This window comes from Rhizobium sp. YTUHZ044, from assembly GCF_051123975.1.
In the GTDB taxonomy this organism is placed as follows: domain Bacteria; phylum Pseudomonadota; class Alphaproteobacteria; order Rhizobiales; family Rhizobiaceae; genus Rhizobium.
In genome coordinates this window covers 22,371-42,671 of sequence record NZ_CP101426.1, presented here as the reverse complement: position 1 = coordinate 42,671, position 20,301 = coordinate 22,371, and the positions used below count along the sequence as shown (strand labels likewise).

Sequence of the window (20,301 nt, the reverse complement as noted above, 5' to 3'; positions counted from 1 at the left end):
TTTAAGGGGGCGACTGTGATCAAGTCCGAATTGGTGCAGATTGTTGCGGCACGCAACCCGCATCTCTATCATCGCGACGTCGAAAATATCGTCAACGCGGTTCTCGACGAGATCACCGATGCACTGGCTGCGGGCAACCGCGTCGAATTGCGCGGCTTCGGCGCGTTTTCGGTCAAGAACCGCCCGTCCCGATCCGGCCGCAACCCGCGCACCGGCGATACCGTCTTCGTCGAAGAGAAGTGGGTTCCCTTCTTCAAAACAGGCAAGGAACTGCGCGAGCGGCTCAATCCCGGCCAGGCCGACGAAGAGGATTGAGCGGCGCGAGCCGCCTGCGGCGAAACCGCACTTGAACTTGAACACCGTTTTCCTATTCTGCTAGCGCATCGGCCTGAAAGTCGGAATCGATTTTCGGGCCGGTGCATATCAGGCGCATGGAGAGCTCAAATGGCCAAGAAGATCGTCAACCTGTTGATTTTGCTGCCGCTCGGCGTCATCCTCATCGTCTTCTGCGTCGCCAACCGGCAGAGCGTCACGCTCGCCTTCAATCCCTTCAGGCCCGAAGACCAGGTGCTTGCAGTTTCCGCGCCCTTCTTCGTCTTCCTGTTCATCGCGCTGATAGCAGGCATGCTGATCGGTTCGGCCGCCACCTGGTTCAGCCAGGGCAAACACCGCAAGCGTGCCCGCACCGAGGCCAAGGAAGCCATTCGCTGGCAGGGCGAGGCCGATCGTCACAGGAGCCGCGCAGAAGATATCGCCGGCCAGCTGCCGTCGCGGTAAGATCGGCTTTACCGCCCGCGTCAAATCGGAGAAAAACTCAGCTCCTCATAATCGCCTTCCGGCGACGCGCCATTGCCGGTCACGGCAAAACCGTGGGAAAGATAGAAGGCCTTCGCCCGCCGGTTGTTCACCAGGCATTTCAGCCGGTACTTATGTCGCGGCCATTCCGGCAGCGCCCTGAGCAGCGCCGTGCCGGCGCCGAGCCCCTGGAATTCCGGCCTTACATAAAGCATATGAATGAAATCATCCTCCGGCCAGAGCGACAGGAAACCGGCAAGGCTACCATCGGTATGTTCGCAGACGAGGATGGTTTCACCGTTGGTATGAGCCGAAAAATCCTCGCGGTGAAACTTGCCGGGATCGACCCAGACGAATGTCTGGCGACGCACGGCAAGATAGATGTCCGCGAGCATTTCCCGGTCTTCCGCCCGCGGCGGCCTGATGGTCCATGTCATCCTGCCGGAATAGCTCAGGCGCAGGTCCGCGCCAAGCCGCAGCGAAAGCCTTTGGCGCTCAATCCGCAGCCATTTTTGCAACGACCGCAGCATTGAAATCCGAGAAGAAGCCTTCAGCGAGCTTCTGCGAAGTCGAGTCGAGCAGACGGGCGCCGAGCTGGGCAAGCTTGCCGCCGAGCTCGGCCTTGGCCCGGTAGTGCAGGATCGTCTCCTCGCCCCTCGCCTTGAGTACGACATCGGCGCTGCCCCTGGCGAAGCCGGCAAGGCCGCCCTTGCCTTCGGCCGATAGCGTATAGCTTTCCGGCGCATCGATATTGGAAAGCGTCAGCACCCCATGAAAGCTGGCGGAGAACAGGCTGAACTTGACCTTGATCGTCGCCTCGAAAGCGCTTGGCGACAGTCGCTCAATGCCCTGGCAGCCGGGAATGCAGCCACGCATGATCTCCGGATCGTTGAGCGCTTCCCAGACCATGTCCCGCGGCGCGGCGATGCGTTCTTCGCCGGTGAAATCCATTCGATAGCCCCATCTGCGATTCGCCCATCTTATCCCAGCGGTAAAGCGCTTTGCTACGGCGGAGGGGAATGTTATCTGGCTGGCTTGCGATCCCGCGCGTGGAATGACGCCCGCACCCATGCGCAGTTGATCCGGTACGGTTTTCTGGGCTACTGCATAATACAAGGTGCTGCCGAGGACGCAGCGCTATCACGCCACCCCGACAGAGACGCGGAAGAGCACGTTGAAACAAAGAGAACGCCGGCCGGGCCAGAAGAAGACATCGGGTCCCGCCGGTGAAAGCCGCAGAGACGATCGGGCCGGCCGAGCACCGAAGTCCGCGGCACGGCCTGCGGCCACACGCGACACGGTTCGCGAGACTGCGCCGGCCGCGGTTTCGCGCCCGCTCATGGCGCGCAGCGGCGATCGGCCGGCGGAGCGCGTGCCTGTCATTCTCGAATCGCTCGGCGCCGGCGATTTCCACCTGATCGACAGCGGCGACGGCCAAAAGCTGGAGCAATATGGCCCCTACCGCATCATCCGCCCGGAAGCCCAGGCGCTGTGGCGGCCTTCGCTAGCACCGCAGATCTGGGAGAAGGTCGATGCCGTGTTCACCGGCGACACTGACGAGGAAGGCACCGGCCGCTGGCGTTTCCCCGAGGAGGCGCTCGGCGAGGCTTGGCCGCTCAACCTGCTCGGCGTCGATTTCCTCGGCCGCTTCACCTCCTTCCGTCACGTCGGCGTCTTTCCCGAGCAGATCGTCCACTGGAGCTGGATGAAGGAGGCGGTCGAAAAGGCCGGCCGGCCGCTGAAGGTGCTGAACCTCTTCGGTTATACCGGCGTCGCCTCGCTGGTCGCCGCCGCCGCCGGCGCCGAGGTCACCCATGTCGACGCGTCGAAGAAGGCGATCGGCTGGGCGCGCGAGAACCAGGCGCTCGGCCGCATGGAGAAGCTGCCGATCCGCTGGATCTGCGAGGATGCGATGAAATTCATCCTGCGCGAGGAACGCCGCGGCAGCCAGTACGACATCATCCTCACCGATCCGCCGAAATTCGGCCGCGGCCCCAATGGCGAAGTCTGGCATCTCTTCGAGCATCTGCCCCTGATGCTCGATATCTGCCGCGAGATCCTGTCGCCGAAGGCGGTCGGCCTGGTGCTGACGGCTTATTCGATCCGCGCCAGCTTCTATTCGATCCACGAGCTGATGCGTGAAACGATGCGCGGCGCCGGCGGCGCGGTCGAATCCGGCGAGCTGGTGATTCGCGAGGCAGGCCTCGACGGCAAAACGCCGGGCCGCGCGCTTTCCACCTCCCTCTTTTCCCGCTGGGTGCCGCAATGAGCAAGGACTTCCACGATCAGGGGCCGCGCAGGGTCGGGCAGGTGAAGGAAGTCACCTCGCTCGCCAATCCGATCATCAAGGACATCAAGGCGCTGACCAACAAGAAGTCGCGGGAGGAAAGCGGGACTTTCCTCGCCGAAGGGCTGAAGCTCGTCATCGATGCGATAGAGCTCGGCTGGACGATCCGCACGCTGGTCTATGCCAAGGCGGCCAAAGGCAAGCCGCTGGTCGAGCAGATGGCGGCAAGGACCGTCGCCTCCGGCGGGCTGGTGCTCGAAGTCAGCGAAAAAGTCATTGCCGCGATCACCCGGCGCGACAACCCGCAAATGGTCGTCGGCATCTTCGAGCAGCGCTGGGCGCCGCTCAAGGGCATCCGGCCGCAGGAGGGTGAGACGTGGGTGGCGCTCGACCGGGTGCGCGATCCGGGCAACCTCGGCACCATCATCCGGACGGCCGATGCGGCCGGTGCGTCCGGCATCATTCTGATCGGCGAGACCACCGATCCCTTCTCGCTGGAGACCGTGCGGGCAACCATGGGCTCGGTCTTCGCCGTTCCGGTCGCACGGGCGACGCCGGAAGAATTTCTCACCTGGCGGAAGTCGGCCGGCGTTTCCATCATCGCCACCCATCTGGCCGGCGCCGTCGACTATCGCACGATCGACTATCGGAAGAAGCCCGTCGTGCTGTTGATGGGCAACGAACAATCCGGGCTGCCAGACCAGCTCGCTGGGGAAGCCGATGCGCTCGCCCGCATCCCGCAGCAGGGCCGCGCCGACTCCCTCAACCTCGCCGTCGCCACCGCCATCATGCTTTTCGAGGCGCGCCGCCATCTCCTCTCACTTGCCGAGGGCAAATGACCGAACCGACGCATGCACGCCCCGCCCTGTTTTCGCGCCCGGCGCCGATCCTCTTCTTCATCCTCTTCGCCGTTTTGATCGACCAGGTCGTGAAGGTCGCCGTCGATCATTACCTGCCGCTGCAGGAAGCCGTGCCCGTCATTCCGATGCTGGCGCTCTATCGCACCTATAATCTCGGCGTCGCCTTTTCGATGCTGGAGGGCATGGACGGCTGGTTCATCGTCGGCATGCGGCTCGTCATCGTCGCCTTCGTCATCTGGCTGTGGTACCGCACGGCAAAAGACCGCTGGCTCGCCCATCTCGGCTATGCGCTGATCATTGCCGGGGCGATCGGCAACCTTGTCGACCGTTTCGCCTACGGGCATGTGATCGACTATATCCTCTTCTACACCGAAAGCTGGTCGTTTGCGGTGTTCAATCTCGCCGACAGTTTCATCACCATCGGCGCCGGCTGCGTCATTCTCGAGGAACTGCTGCTGCCGAAAAAGGCCGGCCGCTAAAATTGTATCGAATTCCTGAAGGCATTCGGAACAAGCCTCATGTTATCCAGATACCATGCAGAGTTTGGGACAGTTGCAGGAAAGATTGTCCGCCGCCTTCGGCGGAACCGCCGTCAAGCCGCCTCAGGAGCGGACGGAGGAACCCTCTCCGCGTCCCGGCGTATCGACAGCGCACCCGGGTGCCGCTTCCCTATCAGGGCCTGCAGCGACGCGGCGCATGCTGTTCTACTGGCTGAGCGGCGTCGGCTTTCTGGCCGCCATGATCCTGACGCTGCTTGCTCATGCCGGCGAGCCGCTGCTCCTTTCGGGCGGTCTTGTTGCTCTCGGCCTTGCCGTCATCGCCTGTTATGCCGTGCTGATGGTTCGCCGGCAGAGAAGCCGGCAGCCGGCCGGTCGATCCACTCCGAACGGCGATGATGGCGCGAAGCTCTTCGCCGAGGTGCATGACGTGCTCGGCGACATCACCCTCACCCGCGCCATGGACCGGCGCATCATCTCGGCCAACGACACGTTTCGCCGTCTGACCGGCCGGCTGCGTCCGGAAGGGCGGACCTGCGAAGAGATCGGGCTTGCCTTCCGCCCCGGCCCGATCCCGCACTGCTACGACGTCGAGATATCGACGCCGGAAGGCCAGCGCATTTTCCTCTGGCGCGACGTTGTCACCCGCGATCCGGGCAGCGGGCGCCTACTGCTGCAGAGCGTCGCCCGTGATGTCACGGAGGAGCGGCTCATCGCGCAGAGCCGCGAGTCGGCCCGCCAGAAAGCCGAGTATAACAGCGCCGCGAAATCGCGGCTGCTTGCAACCGTCAGCCACGAAGTGCGCACGCCGCTTTCCGGCATTCTCGGCATGACGCATCTGCTCGCGGAAACGCGGCTGACGCAGGAACAGCAGAATTATCTGGCCAACATCCGCCAGTCAGGCCACGCCTTGACGCAGCTCGTCGAGGATCTGCTCGATTTTTCCACCATCGAGGTCGGCCGATTCGAGCTTCACCCGCGCTCGGAATCGCTGCGGAAGCTTCTGGAAAGCGTCGTCGAAATGCTCGCTCACCGGGCGCATGAAAAGGGGATCGAGATCGGCGCTACCGTGTCATCAGACGTTCCGGAGAAAATGAACTTCGATGCGGCGCGGCTGCGCCAGGTTCTGTTCAACGTCATCGGCAATGCCGTCAAATTCACTCAGGCTGGGGGCGTTTTCATCCGCGTATCGCTCGATGCCAGCAACCTCCTGATCACCGTCACCGACACCGGTCCGGGCATGACGGCGGAGGAGCAGGCGCGCGTCTTCGGCGAGTTCGAACAGGGTGGAAACGTTGCCGACAAGAGCGGCGGCACTGGGCTCGGCCTTGCCATCTCAGCCCGCATCATGCGCGAATTCGACGGCGCCCTGACGGTCACCAGCGAAAAGGGCAAAGGCAGCACGTTCACCATCCGCTTCCCCATCGAACTCGACAGCGAGCGATCCGAGCGGCGAAACACGCTGCTTGCCGGCAACAGCGTCGTGCTGCTGGCGCCGGCGGGGGCCGCCCGCTCCGCCATTGCCGAAACGATCACCGCGCTCGGCGGGATCTGCCATCTGGTCGACACCGGCGAGGCTGCGCGCGCGAGGCTGCTCGGAATGGCGAGCGGCGGCCGCCGGCCGACCGATATCATCGTCGATCATCGTATGTCGGCGGAATTTTCAGCGCATCTCGCCGATCGCGCCGAGATCGCTGCCCTCGGCCTGCGCAAAGTCCTGCTCGTCAATCCGGAAGAGCGCAGCGCCCATCCGCTCGACCTGTTCGACGCCTGGCTCATCCGGCCGCTGCGCGAACAGTCGCTGATCGATGTGCTGCGCGGGCGCATGCGCGGCATGGAGAAGCGCGACGCGCTGAACGACAACCAGCCGGGTTTCGGCCTGCCGATGGCCGAGACCGTGGTTGCCGCACACGGGCTGCGCATCCTGCTCGGAGAGGACGATCCGATCAATGCTATGCTGGTGCGCGTCATGCTCGAAAAGGGCGGACACAAGGTGCACCATGTCGAGGATTTCGAGACGCTTCTCGATTGCGCCCTCGGCGAGGCGAACGCTCGGCCCGACATCATCATCAGCGATCTATCGATGCCCGGCGGCAACGGCATCGACATGCTGGGACGCCTGCGCGGCCACGAAAGGCGACTCGATCTCGACCCGGTGCCGGTGATCGTGCTCACCGCCGACAAGAGCGACGAGTCGCGCCGCCAGGTCTTGCTCAATGGCGCCAACCGCGTCATGGTAAAGCCGGTCGACCCGGTGCGGCTGCTGACGGAAGTTCAGGCGGTCGCCGCTCTTTCCGCCCGCCGGGCAGAGGCGCGATAGGTCACTGGATTGACTGCGCGCGCTGCTTGCGCCGGGAAATTCAATATGTCACTTTCCTGTCGTACAGAAGTGTTTTATGGCGTCGATAAGCCGGCAACGGGAGAATCGCCATGTCCTCCATCGACATCCTGAATCACGACGTTACCGCGGAGGCTGCACGGCCGTCGGCGGCTGCGCAGAAAGACGGCGACATCCTCGGCCGGATCGGCAATCTCGAAACCCGCCTTGCCCGCACGGCACGTGAGATCGATGCGGCCCAGGCCGTGCGCTACCGCGTCTTCGTCGACGAGATGAAGGCGCAGCTGCCGCCGGAAGCCATGCGTCGCGAACGCGATTTCGATGCCTATGACGCTTTCTGCGACCATCTTCTCGTTCTCGACCGCTCGCTCGAGGGTGATCCGGAAGACCAGATCGTCGGCACCTATCGGCTGCTGCGCCAGGACGTCGCCATCGCCAATGGCGGTTTTTATTCGGCTTCCGAATTCGAAATCGAGAGCCTCCTCGTCAAGCATCCGGACAAGCGTTTCATGGAACTCGGACGCTCCTGTGTGCTGCCGGAATACCGAACCAAACGCACGGTCGAGCTTCTCTGGCAGGGCAACTGGGCTTATGCGCTGAAGCACGGCATGAGCGCGATGTTCGGCTGCGCCTCGTTTCCCGGCGTCTATCTCGAAAGCCACGCGCTGGCGCTGTCCTTCCTCTACCACAATGTGCTGGCGAAGGACGAGTGGGCCATCGGCGCACTGCCGCATCTCGCCCGCACCATGGACCTGATGCCGGCCGAGGCCGTCAACCCGAAACGGGCGCTGATGGCCCTGCCGCCGCTGATCAAGGGCTATCTGCGTCTCGGCGCGATGGTCGGCTCCAGCGCAGTCATCGATCATGCCTTCAACACGACCGACGTACTGATCGTGCTGCCGATCTCCAGCATTTCCGACCGTTACCTGAACTACTACGGCGCCGACGCCGGCCGCTTCGCAAGCTGATCGCTTCGTGGCACTGCCGTCTGGTAGGCTCAACGGCTGCCTCCACTGTAACCCTCTCCCCGTAATGACGGGGAGAGTGGACGTACCCTATGATAGACCTGCGAGGAACTGAGAGGTCGCGGCACGGTGCCGGCAGGCGGATGAGGGGCTGATTCGCCGAACTCCCCGGTCACTGAATAGCTCGCTGTGCGAGCAGATGGCCTTATGATCCGCCATAGGCGGCAATCGCCGCCATGTTGACGATGTCGCTGTCCTTGGCGCCCATCGAGGTGATCTGCACCGGCTTGTCGAGGCCGACGAGGATCGGGCCGATCACGGTGGAGCCACCGAGTTCCTGCAGCATCTTCGTCGAGATCGAGGCCGAGTGGAAGGCCGGCATGACGAGGACATTGGCGGGGCCGGAGAGCCGGCAGAACGGATATTGCTCCATCACCTTGCGGTTCAGCGCCACATCGGCCGCCATCTCGCCGTCATATTCGAAATCGACGCGCCGCCGGTCAAGGATCTTCACCGCTTCGCGCACCCGCTCGGACCGTTCGCCGGAGGGATGGCCGAAGGTGGAATAGGCAAGCAAGGCGACGCGCGGCTGATAACCCATGCGCCGTGCGAGACCGGCGGCCTCTTCGGCGATATCGGCAAGCTCTTCGGACGTCGGCATATCATGCACGGCCGTATCGGCGACGAAGACGGTGCGGCCGCGGCAGAGCGCCAGCGACACGCCGATGACACGGTGGCCGGGCTTCTCGTCGATGCAGCGGCGTATATCCTCGAGCGCGGTGGAATAGTTGCGGGTGATGCCCGTCACCATGCCGTCGGCGTCGCCGAGCGCCACCATGGTGGCGGCGAAGTGGTTGCGGTCATTGTGGATCAGGCGCTGAGCATCGCGATGGAGATAACCGCGCCGCTGCAGCCGGGCATAGAGATAATCGATATAGGCCTCGACGCGGGTCGAGATACGGGCGTTGACGATCTCAAGGCCCGGCCGGTTGAGATCGATGCCGGCGCGCTCCGCCGTCGCCCGGATCAGGTCCTCGCGGCCGAGCAGGATGGCGGTGCCGAGCTGCTGGTTGGCGTAGGACATGGCGGCGCGCAGGACCTGTTCTTCTTCGGCCTCGGCAAAGACGATCCGCTTCGGGCGGCGGCGGACACGTTCGTAGAGGCTGGCAAGCGTCGAGGCGATCGGATCGCGGCGCGCCGAGAGCTCGCGGGCGTAGCCGGCCATGTCGGTGATCACCTTGCGGGCGACGCCGCTTTCGATCGCGGCCTCAGCGACCGCCACCGGGATTGCCGAGATCAGGCGCGGATCGAAGGGAACGGGAATGATGTATTGCGGCCCGAAACGTGGGCGGTTGCCCTGGTAGGCGGCGACGACATCATCGGGCACGTCCTCACGGGCAAGGTTTGCCAGCGCCTTGACGGCGGCGATCTTCATCGCGTCGTTGATGGTGGAGGCGCGCACATCGAGGGCGCCGCGGAAGATATAGGGAAAACCGAGGACGTTGTTGACCTGGTTCGGATAATCGGAACGCCCCGTCGCCATGATGGCGTCGTCGCGGATGCGGGCGACCTCCTCCGGGGTGATCTCGGGATCGGGATTGGCCATGGCGAAGATGATCGGCCGATCGGCCATCGAGCGGATCATCTCGGCCGAGAAGGCGCCTTTCTGCGACAGACCGAAAATGACGTCGGCGCCGTTCATCGCCTCTTTCAGCGTGCGCGCGTCAGTCGTTGCCGCATGCGCCGATTTCCACTGGTTCATGCCCTCGGTGCGGCCCTGATAGATGACGCCCTTGGTATCGCAAAGGATGACGTTTTCGGGTGCAAAACCCATCGCCTTGATGAGCTCGACGCAGGCGATCGCCGCAGCGCCGGCGCCGTTGCAGACGAGCTTCGTCGTCTTCAGGTCGCGGCCGGTCAGTTCGAGCGCGTTGATCAGGCCGGCGGCGGCGATGATCGCGGTGCCATGCTGGTCGTCGTGGAAGACGGGAATGTCCATCAGCTCGCGCAGCCGGCTCTCGATGACGAAGCAATCCGGCGCCTTGATATCCTCGAGATTGATGCCGCCGAAGGAGGGGCCGAGGAAGCGCACGCAGTTGATGAACTCGTCGACATTTTCCGTATCGATCTCGAGGTCGATGGAATCGACATCGGCGAAGCGTTTGAACAGCACCGACTTGCCTTCCATGACCGGCTTGGAGGCAAGCGCGCCGAGGTTGCCGAGGCCGAGGATCGCCGTCCCGTTCGATATGACGGCGACCATATTGCCGCGTGCGGTATAGTCATAGGCGGTCTGCGGATCGGCGGCGATCGCCTTGACCGGGACGGCGACGCCCGGGGAATAGGCGAGCGAGAGATCGCGTTGCGTTGCCATCGGCTTGGTCGGGTTGATCTCCAGCTTGCCGGGGCGGCCCATGGCGTGAAAATCAAGCGCCTCCTGATCGGTCACCGAGGTCACCGGTCGGTCCTTCTTGTCGATATCGGGCATAAATCCTCCAACGTCCTGTGGGCGACGCTTCGCTCTTCCTCAAATGCAGTTGTCATCTATAGCGGCGCGCGGATAGGGTTGGCACCTGTTTTTTTGGGAAAAACTGCACCTCCGTGAACGCACGTATAGACATTGGGAATGAAGCCTTTTCGGCTGCCGAGCTCGCCACGGCGGAAAGCCGCGCCTCGGCGACGCCGATGATGGAGCAATATATCGAGATCAAGGCGAACAATCCGGGTTCGCTGCTGTTCTATCGCATGGGCGATTTCTACGAACTGTTCTTCGAGGATGCGCTGGAAGCCTCCCGCGCGCTCGGCATCACGCTGACGAAGCGCGGCCAGCACATGGGTCAGGATATCCCGATGTGCGGCGTGCCGGTGCATGCGGCCGACGACTATCTGCAGAAGCTGATTTCGCTCGGCTTCCGCGTCGCCGTCTGCGAACAGATCGAGGATCCGGCCGAGGCCAAGAAACGCGGCGCCAAATCGGTCGTCAAACGCGACGTGATCCGTCTCGTCACGCCCGGCACGATCACCGAGGAGAAGCTGCTCTCGCCTTCGGAATCGAACTATCTGATGGCGCTTGCCCGCATCCGCGGCGGCGGCGAACCGCAGCTGGCGCTCGCCTGGATCGATATTTCCACAGGCGTCTTCCGGCTTGCCGAGACGGAAAGCGCGCGGCTGCTGGCCGACATCCTGCGCATCGATCCGCGCGAATTGATCCTGCCCGACACGATCTTCCACGATGCCGAGCTCAAGCCGGTCTTCGACGTGCTTGGCCGCACGGCGGTTCCACAGCCTTCCGTGCTCTTCGACAGCGCCAGCGCCGAAGGCCGGATCGCGCGCTATTTCGGCGTCTCGACCCTCGACGGCTTCGGCAGCTTCTCGCGCGCCGAGCTGGCGGCGGCCGCAGCCGCCGTCGCCTATGTCGAGAAGACGCAGATTGCCGAACGGCCGCCGCTTGGCAGGCCGGAGCGGGAAAGTGCCGCGTCGACGCTCTTCATCGACCCGGCCACCCGCGCCAACCTGGAGCTTGCCCGAACGCTCTCCGGAGATCGCAATGGTTCGCTGCTGAAGGCGATCGACCGCACCGTCACCGGTGGCGGCGCGCGACTTCTCGCCGAACGGCTGATGTCGCCGCTCACCGACCCCGCCCGCATCAATGCGCGGCTCGATTCGATCGGCTTCCTGATCGAAGAGCCCGCGCTCTGCGGCAAGCTCCGCGACACGCTGAAACATGTGCCCGACATGCCGCGCGCGCTCTCCCGCCTGGCGCTCGACCGCGGCGGACCGCGCGATCTGTGGGCAATTCGCCAGGGCCTGCAAGCGGCCGGCGGACTTGCCGATCTGCTTGCAAGCGCGATGCTGCCGGAAGAGCTTGATCAAGCGCTCTCCGGGCTGCAAGCCCTTCCGGCGGGCCTCGAAACCCTGCTTGCCGAGACGCTCGCCGATGAATTGCCGCTGTTGAAACGCGATGGCGGTTTCCTGCGCGACGGCGCCAGCGCCGAGCTTGACGAGGTCCGGGCGCTGCGCGATCAGTCGCGCCGCGTCATCGCCGGGCTGCAATTGCAATATGCCGAAGAAACCGGCATCCGGTCGCTGAAGATCAAGCACAACAATATCCTCGGCTATTTCATCGAGGTGACCGCCGGCAACGCCGCTCCGATGACGGACACGGCCGAAGCGAAGGCCCGCTTCATCCATCGCCAGACGATGGCAAGCGCCATGCGATTCACCACGACCGAACTTGCCGATCTCGAAAGCCGCATCGCCAACGCAGCCGACCGGGCGCTCGCGATCGAACTCGAAGCCTTCGACAGGATGACGGCAGCCGTCGTGGCGCAGGCCGAAGCGATCAAGGCGGGCGCGCGGGCGCTTGCGGTGATCGACGTCGCCGCAGGCCTGGCGCTGCTCACCGAAGAGCAGGCCTATTGCCGGCCGCAGGTCGACGGCTCGAAGATGTTTGCGATCGAGGGCGGGCGCCATCCGGTCGTCGAACAGGCGCTGCGCCGCCAGGCGGGCGGCCCCTTCGTCGCCAACAATTGCGATCTGTCGCCGAAAACGGGCGACAAGGACGGGGCGATCTGGCTGCTCACCGGCCCGAATATGGGCGGTAAATCGACGTTCCTGCGTCAGAACGCGTTGATTGCGATCCTGGCGCAGATGGGTTCCTTCGTGCCGGCGACATCGGCCCATATCGGCATCGTCGACCGGCTGTTCTCCCGCGTCGGCGCCTCCGACGATCTGGCGCGCGGGCGCTCGACCTTCATGGTCGAGATGGTGGAAACGGCTGCTATCCTCAACCAGGCGAGCGACCGCTCGCTCGTGATCCTCGACGAGATCGGCCGTGGCACCGCCACTTTCGACGGGCTGTCGATCGCCTGGGCCGCCGTCGAGCACCTGCATGAGGCCAATCGCTGCCGCGGCCTCTTCGCCACGCATTTCCATGAGTTGACCGTGCTGTCGGAAAAGCTTGGCCGGCTATCGAACGCGACGATGCGTGTCAAGGAATGGGACGGCGACGTGATCTTCCTGCACGAGGTCGGGCCGGGTGCCGCCGACCGCTCCTACGGCATCCAGGTCGCTAGGCTTGCCGGACTACCGGCCTCGGTCGTGTCGCGGGCCCGCGACGTGCTCACCCGCCTCGAAGATGCCGACCGCAAGAACCCGGCGAGCCAGCTGATCGACGACCTGCCGCTCTTCCAGGTGGCGGTGCGCCGCGAGGACACTGCCCGCGGCCCCTCCAAGGTCGAGGAGACGCTGAAGGCGATGAGCCTCGACGACATGACGCCGCGCGAGGCGCTTGATGCGCTTTACGATCTCAAGAAAAAGCTGAAATAGGAGCGCAGCCGATGTTCATGGCGAAGCTGGTCCGCGAAACCGAGCGCCTCTCGCTCATCTGCTCCATGCTCGACACGATGCGGCGCGCCGACAAAGACCGCAACGCGCGCGGCTGGACATCGCCGATCGGCCTGCTGAAAATCACCCGCTCCTGCGCTATGATCTCTGAACTTGGAACGTCGATCGCTAAGGCGGGCTACCGCGAGTGCGACAGGGCGACGCTCGAGGAGATCCAGCGCGAGACCCGGCAGGTGCTGTATTCGCTGCATGCGCAGATCGCAGACTAGGCTTTAGGGAAAGGCCGCCGCTTGCGGCAAAGCGTCCCGCATCGCAGCATGGCAACACCATTTCGCCAAATTTAAAGGTTCTTGCAATATGAAGGCCCGTGTCAATCGCCGGGCAAAGAGGTTATAGCGCATGCAGACGAAACGTGAGGCGAGCCCCGATCAGGCAGCCCGGCATGGACAGGAAACCACCCCTGTGAGCGCGACGCGCAACCTCGATTTCTCGGAGATCCTCGACACCGAGCTCTTGCAGACGCAGTGCGACGCCGTTGCCGAAGCCAATCGGAACCGGCCCGACATCATGCGCGCCGATCTTCTCGCGGCGCTGAAAAAGGCGAGCGCGGACGGCCGGCAGAAGGCGCGCGCAGCCCTTGCCGCCGACGGCAGCGGTCTTAATTGCGCCTTTCGGATATCCTGGCTGCAGGACCAGATCATCACCGTCCTCTACAATTTCGCCACTGCCCGTATTTTTCCGCTGCAGAAGGACAAGTTCGCCGTCACCGCCGTCGGCGGCTACGGCCGCGACACGCTGGCACCGGGCTCCGATATCGACCTGCTCTTCCTCTTCCCGCCGCGGCCTTCGGAGGAGACGCACAAGGCGGTCGAATTCATGCTCTACGTGCTCTGGGACATGGGCTTCAAAGTCGGCCACGCCACCCGCACGGTGGAAGAATGCATCGCGCTTTCCAAATCCGACATGACGATCCGTACCGCGATCCTCGAGATGCGCTATATCTGCGGCCTGCAGCGGCTGGAAACCGAGCTCGAGGCCCGTTTCGACAAGGAGATCGTCACCGGAACCGGCCCCGAATTCATCGCCGCCAAACTGGCCGAGCGCGACGAGCGCCACCGCAAGGCGGGCGACACGCGCTACCTCGTCGAGCCGAACGTCAAGGAAGGCAAGGGCGGGCTTCGAGACCTGCACACGCTGTTCTGGATCTCGAAATATTACTACCACGTGCGCGACCAGGCGGAGCTGATCAAGCTCGGCGTCTTGTCAAAACACGAATATCGCCTGCTTGAGAAAGCCGACGATTTTCTCTGGGCGGTGCGCTGCCATATGCACTTCCTGACAGGCAAGGCCGAGGAGCGCCTGTCCTTCGACATCCAGCGCGAGATCGCCGAAGCCTTCGGGTATCACACCCGCCCGGGCCTTTCGGCGGTCGAGCGTTTCATGAAGCACTATTTCCTCGTGGCCAAGGACGTCGGCGATCTCACACGCATCCTGTGCGCCGCGCTCGAAGACCAGCAGGCGAAGTCGATCCCGGGCCTCACCGGCGTCATCAGCCGCTTTACCCATCGCACCCGCAAAATCGCCGGCAGCGTCGAATTCGTCGAAGACCGCGGCCGCATCGCTCTCGCCGACGCCGATGTCTTCAAGCGCGATCCGGTCAGCATCCTCCGGCTCTTTCACGTCGCCGACATCAACGGGCTGGAATTCCATCCGGATGCGCTGAAACGCGTCACCCGTTCGCTCGCGCTGATCGACAACAGCTTACGGGAAAACGACGAAGCGAACCGCCTCTTCATGTCGATCCTGACGTCGAAGCGCGACCCGGCGCTGATTTTGCGCCGGATGAACGAGGCCGGCGTGCTCGGCCGCTTCATCCCCGATTTCGGCAAGATCGTCGCGATGATGCAGTTCAACATGTATCACCACTACACCGTCGACGAGCATCTGATCCGCACCGTCGACGTTCTCTCCGAGATCGACAAGGGACGCGCCGAGGATCTGCATCCGCTTGCCAACAAGCTGATCTCGAACATCGAGGATCGCGAGGCGCTCTACGTCGCCGTTCTGCTCCACGACATCGCCAAGGGCCGCCAGGAGGATCACTCGATCGCCGGCGCCCGCGTCGCCCGCAAGCTCTGCGCCCGCTTCGGACTGTCGCAGAAGCAGACGGAACTCGTCGTCTGGCTGATCGAGGAACATCTGACGATGTCGATGGTGGCGCAGACCCGCGACCTCACCGATCGCAAGACCATTATCGACTTTGCCGACCGCGTACAGTCACTCGACCGGCTGAAGATGCTTCTGATCCTGACGATCTGCGATATTCGCGCCGTCGGGCCCGGCGTCTGGAACGGCTGGAAGGGCCAGTTGCTGCGCACGCTCTATTACGAAACCGAGTTGCTGCTGGCCGGCGGCTTTTCGGAGGTCTCCCGCAAGGAGCGGGCCAATGCCGCCGCCGAGGCGCTGCGCGGCGCCCTTTCCGCCTGGAGCCAGAAGGACCGCAACACCTATACGAAGCTGCATTACCAGCCCTACCTGCTGTCCGTGCCGTTGGAAGACCAGCTCCGCCACGCCGACTTCATCCGCCAGGCTGACAAGGCGGGCCAGGCGCTCGCCACCATGGTGCGCACCGACAGTTTCCACGCCATCACTGAAATCACAGTGCTGTCGCCCGACCATCCCAGACTGCTCGCCGTCATTGCCGGCGCCTGTGCTGCGGCCGGCGCCAACATCGTCGACGCACAGATCTTCACGACCTCGGATGGACGGGCGCTCGATACGATCCATGTCAGCCGTGAATTTTCCGACGACGCCGACGAGCTTCGCCGCGCCGGTACGATCGGGCGGATGATCGAGGATGTACTGGCCGGCCGCAAGCGCCTGCCCGAGGTCATCGCCACGCGCACGCGCAACCGCAAGAAAAGCAAGGCTTTCGACATTCCGCCCTCGGTCAACATCACCAACAGCCTGTCGAACAAGTTCACGGTCATCGAGGTCGAATGCCTCGACCGGCCGGGCCTGCTGTCGGAGATCACCGCCGTGCTCTCCGATCTGTCGCTCGACATCCAGTCGGCGCGCATCACCACCTTCGGCGAGAAGGTGATCGACACCTTCTACGTCACCGATCTCGTGGGTCAGAAAATATCGGGCGACAGCAAGCGCGCCAATATCACCGCCCGCATGAAGGCCGTGATGGCAGAGGAGCAGGACGAGCTGCGCGAGCGCATGCCCTCCGGCATCATCGCGCCCGCCGCCACCCGAACATCGCCCGCCGCCGAAAAGAAAGCCGATTCCCCCGCATGAGCCCCAAAGCATGAGCCTCGTCAAGAAATTCGCGACCGTCGGCGGCGCCACTCTCGGCAGCCGGATCTTCGGGTTCGCCCGTGAAACGCTGATGGCGGCGGCGCTCGGCACCGGACCGATGGCCGACGTCTTCTACGCTGCTTTCCGTTTTCCGAACCTCTTCCGGCGGTTGTTTGCCGAAGGCGCCTTCAATGCCGCCTTCGTGCCGCTCTTTGCCAAGGAAATCGAGGCGAACGGCACGGACGGCGCCAAGCGCTTTTCGGAAGAAGTCTTCGGCGTCTTGTTTTCGGTGCTGCTCCTCATCACCATTGTGATGGAGCTTGCCATGCCGCTCTTGGTGCGCTTCATCATCGCGCCGGGTTTTGCCGACGATGCCGAGAAATTCTCGATCACGATCCGCATGGCGGCGGTGATGTTTCCCTATCTGATGTGCATGTCGCTGACGGCGATGATGAGCGGCATGCTGAATTCGCTGCATCATTTCTTCGCCGCCGCCATCGCCCCCGTCTTCCTCAACGTGGTGATGATCGGAGCGCTGTTTTATTCGCTCTATACCGGCGCCGATCCGCTCGCGACGGCCTGGTATCTCTCCTGGGGCGTTCTTGCCGCCGGGGTGCTGCAGCTCGCCGTCGTCTATGTCGGCGTGCTGGCGGCCGGCATGAGCATCAGCCTGCGCTTCCCGAAAATGACTGCGAATGTCAAGCGGCTGCTGATCCTCGCCGTGCCGGCCGCCGTCACCGGCGGCATTACCCAGATCAACCAGCTGATCGGCCAGGCGATCGCCTCCTCCCGCGACGGCGCGATTGCCGCCTTGCAATATGCCGACCGCATCTATCAGCTGCCGCTCGGCGTCGTCGGCGTCGCTGTCGGCGTCGTGCTGCTGCCGGAGCTCGCCCGGGCACTGAAGGGCGGGGCGCTACGCGAAGCGGCAAACCTGCAGAACCGCTCGATCGAATTCGTGCTGTTCCTGACCATCCCCGCCGCTTTCGCGCTCTGGATCCTCTCCGACGAGATCATCCGCGTGCTCTACGAGCGCGGCGCCTTCCATCAGGAGAACACCGCGGTGGTCGGCTCGATCCTGGCGATCTACGGCATCGGCCTGCCCGCCTTCGTGCTGATCAAGGCGCTGCAGCCGGGCTTTTATGCCCGCGAGGACACCAAGACGCCGATGCGCTTCTCGGCCATCGCGGTGGGAACCAACTGCGCGACGGCGCTGACCCTTTTTCCCTTTATGGGCGCGCCCGGCATCGCCGTCGCCGAAGCCACAGCCGGCTGGATCAGCACGCTGCTGCTGTTCACCACGCTTCTGCGCCGCGGCCATCTGACATGGGAATGGGCGTTGGCAAAACGCGCCGCCCTGCTGATCGTCGCCTCGGCCGTCATGGGCGCGGCAATCGTCTTCCTCAAGCACTATTGGGCGCCATGGCTCGCCTCCGGCGCGCCGCTTCTGAGCAAGGTCGGTACGCTGGGGCTGCTGATCGCAATCGCCATGCTCATCTATTTCGCCGCCGCCTTCCTGATCGGCGGGGCGGATCTTGGCATGATAAGGCGCAACCTCAACCGCAAGCCGGTGCCGGCGAAGGACGTGTGAAACGAGGGAAATTGGCGAAACCTGCCCCTCACCCGGCTGCCGCCACCGACGGCTTTGGGCGGGTCCGAACCGGACAGCTCTTGCACAAGGCCGAGCCGCACGTTTCTCAAATTGCTTTAACAATCGACCCATCGTCGTTGCGGGCCGACATCGACATGAATGATGCCGTTGCAATAGCTGCCGATGCCGCCGATGCCTGGAGCTGTCCTGGCGGCAGCAATGATTGTTCGTTCCGAGAGGCCGGGCACCCGGATATCGGCCGCCAGGCATTTTCCATGCAGGGAGCCATGACGGCGGGGATGCGGCCGGAGGCCGGAGGTGACGATCGGGCGGCGTCCGGTCTTTGCGGCGATATGCGAGAGGATCGCTCGCAGACGCTCTGGAAAACAGCCGGCGCGCACGCTGACGGTCTGGACCGCATAGGCGAGACGCGCCTCATGCGTGGGAAGATGAATGGCCGGTCTCTTGCTGTCTTGACCGACGGCGCCGGTTGCGGATTGTAGGGCGAAAAGGCCTGCCATGGCGAGCAAACTGACGTTCTGCATGGTCCCTCCGGGCGGTTAGCTGGCGATCGTTGGACTGGCCAGCGCGGCCGAGGATTCTCAGTTCAATAAAAGCTTTTCTGTGAAATTTTATACTCAATTTTAACTAATGGCGCTGATCAATTCGGCTTAAAAGTGAGCTTCATTCGCGTCCTAGGTGGAATAAACATCCAAACATGGGAGATCACATGACGCTTCAGTCTCTTTTTCTCGTCACGCTCGTCGTCGACGATTACGACCGCGCCAAGGGCTTTTATTGCGGCACCCTCGGTTTCGATTGCCTTCAGGACGAGCCCCAGCCGGGGGGCAAACGCTGGGTGGTGGTGAAGCCGAAAGGCGGGGATGGCGCCGCCTTTCTGCTGGCGCAGGCGGCCAACGAGGCGCAGCGCGCGGCGATCGGCAACCAGACGGGTGGCCGCGTCGGCTTCTTCCTGAAGACCGACGATTTCGCTCGCGATCATGCCGCCATGCTCGGCGCCGGCGTGCGTTTTCTCGAGCAGCCCAGACATGAGGTTTACGGTACGGTCGCGGTCTTTGCGGATCCTTACGGCAACACCTTCGACCTGATCCAGCATGCCGCAGCCCGAACCTCTTGATTGCGATCGGCCGCCCGTGCATAAGCCGCGGCGTTAGCAACATAGGCGAGAAGCCTTGGGGCCCTCCACCAGCCTATTGAGGACGACATGAGCGAATTCAAGAAACTCGTATTCTCCGGCGTACAGCCGACCGGCAATCTGCATCTCGGCAATTATCTCGGTGCGATCCGCCGGTTCGTGGCGCTGCAGGAAGGCAACGACTGCATCTACTGCGTCGTCGACATGCATGCGCTCACCGCCCAGCTGGTGCACGAGGACATGCCGAGCCAGACGCGCTCGATCGCCGCCGCCTTCATCGCCGCCGGCATCGATCCGGAAAAACATATCGTTTTCAACCAGTCGGCTGTGCCGCAGCACGCGGAACTCGCCTGGATCTTCAACTGTGTCGCCCGCATCGGCTGGATGAACCGCATGACGCAGTTCAAGGACAAGGCTGGCAAGGACCGCGAGCAGGCCTCGCTCGGCCTTTACGCCTATCCGAGCTTGATGGCCGCCGACATTCTCGTCTATCGCGCCACTCATGTGCCGGTTGGCGAGGACCAGAAGCAGCATCTGGAGCTTGCCCGCGACATCGCGATGAAGTTCAACCTCGATTATGTCGAGCATATTCGCAAGAGCGGCTACGGCATCGACATCACCGTCGGCGACGAGCCGGTGCATGCCTATTTCCCGATGGTCGAACCGCTGATCGGCGGACCGGCGCCGCGCGTCATGTCGCTGCGCGACGGCACCAAAAAAATGTCGAAATCCGATCCCTCCGACCTTTCGCGCATCAATCTGATGGACGACGAGGACGCGATCTCGAAGAAGATCCGCAAGGCCAAGACCGATCCGGACGGTTTGCCGAGCGAGGTTGACGGGTTGCAGGGCCGTCCGGAAGCCGACAATCTGGTGGCGATCTATGCCGCGCTCGCCGACAAATCGAAGGCGGAGGTACTGGCCGACTTTGGCGGCCAGCAGTTCTCCGTCTTCAAGCCGGCACTGGTCGATCTCGCCATCCATGTGCTGGCGCCGATCACCGGCGAGATGCGCCGGCTGATGGACGATACCAGCCATATCGACGCGATCCTGCGCAAGGGCGGCGAACGGGCGAGAGCCCGCGCCGAAGTAACGATGAGCCAAGTACGCGACGTCATCGGCTTCCTCTACTGAGGCAGATCTCTTCTTCTGCCTTCTTGGGG

The 20,301-nt window shown here is 63.5% G+C and carries 17 protein-coding genes; 13 read left to right on the top strand and 4 right to left on the bottom strand.

From position 1 onward, the window contains the following. Positions 1 to 15 precede the first annotated feature (15 nt). Entirely contained in the window at positions 16 to 315 is a 300-nt protein-coding gene (locus NL154_RS00210) for an integration host factor subunit beta (RefSeq protein WP_003544934.1), read from the top strand. A gap of 129 nt (positions 316 to 444) precedes the next feature. Next, positions 445 to 777, top strand: a complete 333-nt coding sequence (locus NL154_RS00205) for a LapA family protein (RefSeq protein WP_210629430.1) — start codon at positions 445 to 447, stop codon at positions 775 to 777. A gap of 20 nt (positions 778 to 797) precedes the next feature. On the opposite strand, the gene NL154_RS00200 is transcribed toward NL154_RS00205, so the two are convergent. Together NL154_RS00200 and NL154_RS00195 are read right to left on the bottom strand one after the other, a co-directional pair. After that, a complete protein-coding gene (locus tag NL154_RS00200; protein ID WP_434733399.1) occupies positions 798 to 1,232 on the bottom strand; it encodes a GNAT family N-acetyltransferase in 435 nt (144 codons plus the stop codon). A 58-nt stretch (positions 1,233 to 1,290) separates the two neighbouring features. Continuing rightward, the gene (locus NL154_RS00195) at positions 1,291 to 1,746 is read right to left on the bottom strand and encodes an SRPBCC family protein (protein ID WP_210629432.1); all 456 of its coding nucleotides are present in this window, start codon (positions 1,744 to 1,746) and stop codon (positions 1,291 to 1,293) included. Between the two features lie 223 nt (positions 1,747 to 1,969). Here NL154_RS00195 and NL154_RS00190 point away from each other — a divergent pair, with 223 nt between their 5' ends. The 5 genes from NL154_RS00190 (at position 1,970) to NL154_RS00170 (ending at position 7,745) form a co-directional block, all read left to right on the top strand. Continuing rightward, on the top strand, positions 1,970 to 3,064 hold the full coding sequence (locus NL154_RS00190; protein WP_210629433.1) for a class I SAM-dependent methyltransferase: 1,095 nt from the start codon (positions 1,970 to 1,972) through the stop codon (positions 3,062 to 3,064). After that, on the top strand, positions 3,061 to 3,921 hold the full coding sequence (locus NL154_RS00185) for a TrmH family RNA methyltransferase (RefSeq protein ID WP_210629434.1): 861 nt from the start codon (positions 3,061 to 3,063) through the stop codon (positions 3,919 to 3,921). Before NL154_RS00190 ends, NL154_RS00185 begins: the two co-directional genes overlap by 4 nt. Then, positions 3,918 to 4,421 carry a signal peptidase II gene (gene lspA, locus NL154_RS00180; RefSeq protein ID WP_064800454.1) on the top strand — a complete coding sequence of 168 codons (504 nt, stop codon included), beginning with the start codon at positions 3,918 to 3,920 and terminating at the stop codon, positions 4,419 to 4,421. The genes NL154_RS00185 and lspA overlap by 4 nt, the downstream gene beginning before the upstream one ends. A gap of 55 nt (positions 4,422 to 4,476) precedes the next feature. After that, positions 4,477 to 6,759: a hybrid sensor histidine kinase/response regulator gene (locus NL154_RS00175; RefSeq protein WP_221153709.1), complete on the top strand. Its 2,283-nt coding sequence runs from the start codon at positions 4,477 to 4,479 to the stop codon at positions 6,757 to 6,759. A gap of 110 nt (positions 6,760 to 6,869) precedes the next feature. Beyond that, positions 6,870 to 7,745 (top strand): GNAT family N-acetyltransferase, encoded by an 876-nt coding sequence (locus NL154_RS00170; RefSeq protein WP_210629436.1) that lies wholly within the window; start codon positions 6,870 to 6,872, stop codon positions 7,743 to 7,745. A gap of 202 nt (positions 7,746 to 7,947) precedes the next feature. On the opposite strand, the gene NL154_RS00165 is transcribed toward NL154_RS00170, so the two are convergent. After that, positions 7,948 to 10,230 (bottom strand): NADP-dependent malic enzyme, encoded by a 2,283-nt coding sequence (locus NL154_RS00165; protein WP_210629437.1) that lies wholly within the window; start codon positions 10,228 to 10,230, stop codon positions 7,948 to 7,950. A 113-nt stretch (positions 10,231 to 10,343) separates the two neighbouring features. Between NL154_RS00165 and mutS the strand changes: the two genes are divergently transcribed. The 4 genes from mutS to murJ all read left to right on the top strand — a co-directional run bounded on the left by mutS (position 10,344) and on the right by murJ (position 17,982). Then, positions 10,344 to 13,070, top strand: a complete 2,727-nt coding sequence (mutS, locus tag NL154_RS00160) for a DNA mismatch repair protein MutS (RefSeq protein WP_210629438.1) — start codon at positions 10,344 to 10,346, stop codon at positions 13,068 to 13,070. 11 nt (positions 13,071 to 13,081) lie between these two features. Further along, complete coding sequence (locus NL154_RS00155) at positions 13,082 to 13,357, top strand: hypothetical protein (RefSeq protein WP_210629439.1); 276 nt, start codon at positions 13,082 to 13,084, stop codon at positions 13,355 to 13,357. A gap of 130 nt (positions 13,358 to 13,487) precedes the next feature. Continuing rightward, entirely contained in the window at positions 13,488 to 16,391 is a 2,904-nt protein-coding gene (locus NL154_RS00150) for a [protein-PII] uridylyltransferase (RefSeq protein WP_210629440.1), read from the top strand. Between the two features lie 10 nt (positions 16,392 to 16,401). Next, positions 16,402 to 17,982 (top strand): murein biosynthesis integral membrane protein MurJ, encoded by a 1,581-nt coding sequence (murJ, locus tag NL154_RS00145; protein ID WP_221153694.1) that lies wholly within the window; start codon positions 16,402 to 16,404, stop codon positions 17,980 to 17,982. 116 nt (positions 17,983 to 18,098) lie between these two features. Here the strand turns inward: murJ and NL154_RS00140 are convergent, their stop codons facing one another. Continuing rightward, a complete protein-coding gene (locus NL154_RS00140) occupies positions 18,099 to 18,527 on the bottom strand; it encodes a YcbK family protein (protein WP_210629442.1) in 429 nt (142 codons plus the stop codon). 185 nt (positions 18,528 to 18,712) lie between these two features. Between NL154_RS00140 and NL154_RS00135 the strand changes: the two genes are divergently transcribed. Both NL154_RS00135 and trpS read left to right on the top strand, forming a co-directional pair. Continuing rightward, positions 18,713 to 19,120, top strand: a complete 408-nt coding sequence (locus tag NL154_RS00135; protein WP_221153683.1) for a VOC family protein — start codon at positions 18,713 to 18,715, stop codon at positions 19,118 to 19,120. Between the two features lie 87 nt (positions 19,121 to 19,207). Next, on the top strand, positions 19,208 to 20,272 hold the full coding sequence (trpS, locus tag NL154_RS00130) for a tryptophan--tRNA ligase (RefSeq protein WP_434733398.1): 1,065 nt from the start codon (positions 19,208 to 19,210) through the stop codon (positions 20,270 to 20,272). Positions 20,273 to 20,301 lie beyond the last annotated feature (29 nt).

What these genes read in the sequence shown, in the direction of transcription:
- NL154_RS00205 (WP_210629430.1), top strand. Translation starts at nt 445, where the DNA reads ATGGCCAAGAAGATCGTCAACCTGTTGATTTTGCTGCCGCTCGGCGTC.
- NL154_RS00200 (WP_434733399.1), bottom strand. Translation starts at nt 1,232, where the DNA reads ATGACATGGACCATCAGGCCGCCGCGGGCGGAAGACCGGGAAATGCTC.
- NL154_RS00195 (WP_210629432.1), bottom strand. Translation starts at nt 1,746, where the DNA reads ATGGATTTCACCGGCGAAGAACGCATCGCCGCGCCGCGGGACATGGTC.
- NL154_RS00185 (WP_210629434.1), top strand. Translation starts at nt 3,061, where the DNA reads ATGAGCAAGGACTTCCACGATCAGGGGCCGCGCAGGGTCGGGCAGGTG.
- lspA (WP_064800454.1), top strand. Translation starts at nt 3,918, where the DNA reads ATGACCGAACCGACGCATGCACGCCCCGCCCTGTTTTCGCGCCCGGCG.
- NL154_RS00175 (WP_221153709.1), top strand. Translation starts at nt 4,477, where the DNA reads ATGCAGAGTTTGGGACAGTTGCAGGAAAGATTGTCCGCCGCCTTCGGC.
- NL154_RS00170 (WP_210629436.1), top strand. Translation starts at nt 6,870, where the DNA reads ATGTCCTCCATCGACATCCTGAATCACGACGTTACCGCGGAGGCTGCA.
- NL154_RS00165 (WP_210629437.1), bottom strand. Translation starts at nt 10,230, where the DNA reads ATGCCCGATATCGACAAGAAGGACCGACCGGTGACCTCGGTGACCGAT.
- NL154_RS00155 (WP_210629439.1), top strand. Translation starts at nt 13,082, where the DNA reads ATGTTCATGGCGAAGCTGGTCCGCGAAACCGAGCGCCTCTCGCTCATC.
- NL154_RS00150 (WP_210629440.1), top strand. Translation starts at nt 13,488, where the DNA reads ATGCAGACGAAACGTGAGGCGAGCCCCGATCAGGCAGCCCGGCATGGA.
- murJ (WP_221153694.1), top strand. Translation starts at nt 16,402, where the DNA reads ATGAGCCTCGTCAAGAAATTCGCGACCGTCGGCGGCGCCACTCTCGGC.
- NL154_RS00140 (WP_210629442.1), bottom strand. Translation starts at nt 18,527, where the DNA reads ATGCAGAACGTCAGTTTGCTCGCCATGGCAGGCCTTTTCGCCCTACAA.
- NL154_RS00135 (WP_221153683.1), top strand. Translation starts at nt 18,713, where the DNA reads ATGACGCTTCAGTCTCTTTTTCTCGTCACGCTCGTCGTCGACGATTAC.
- trpS (WP_434733398.1), top strand. Translation starts at nt 19,208, where the DNA reads ATGAGCGAATTCAAGAAACTCGTATTCTCCGGCGTACAGCCGACCGGC.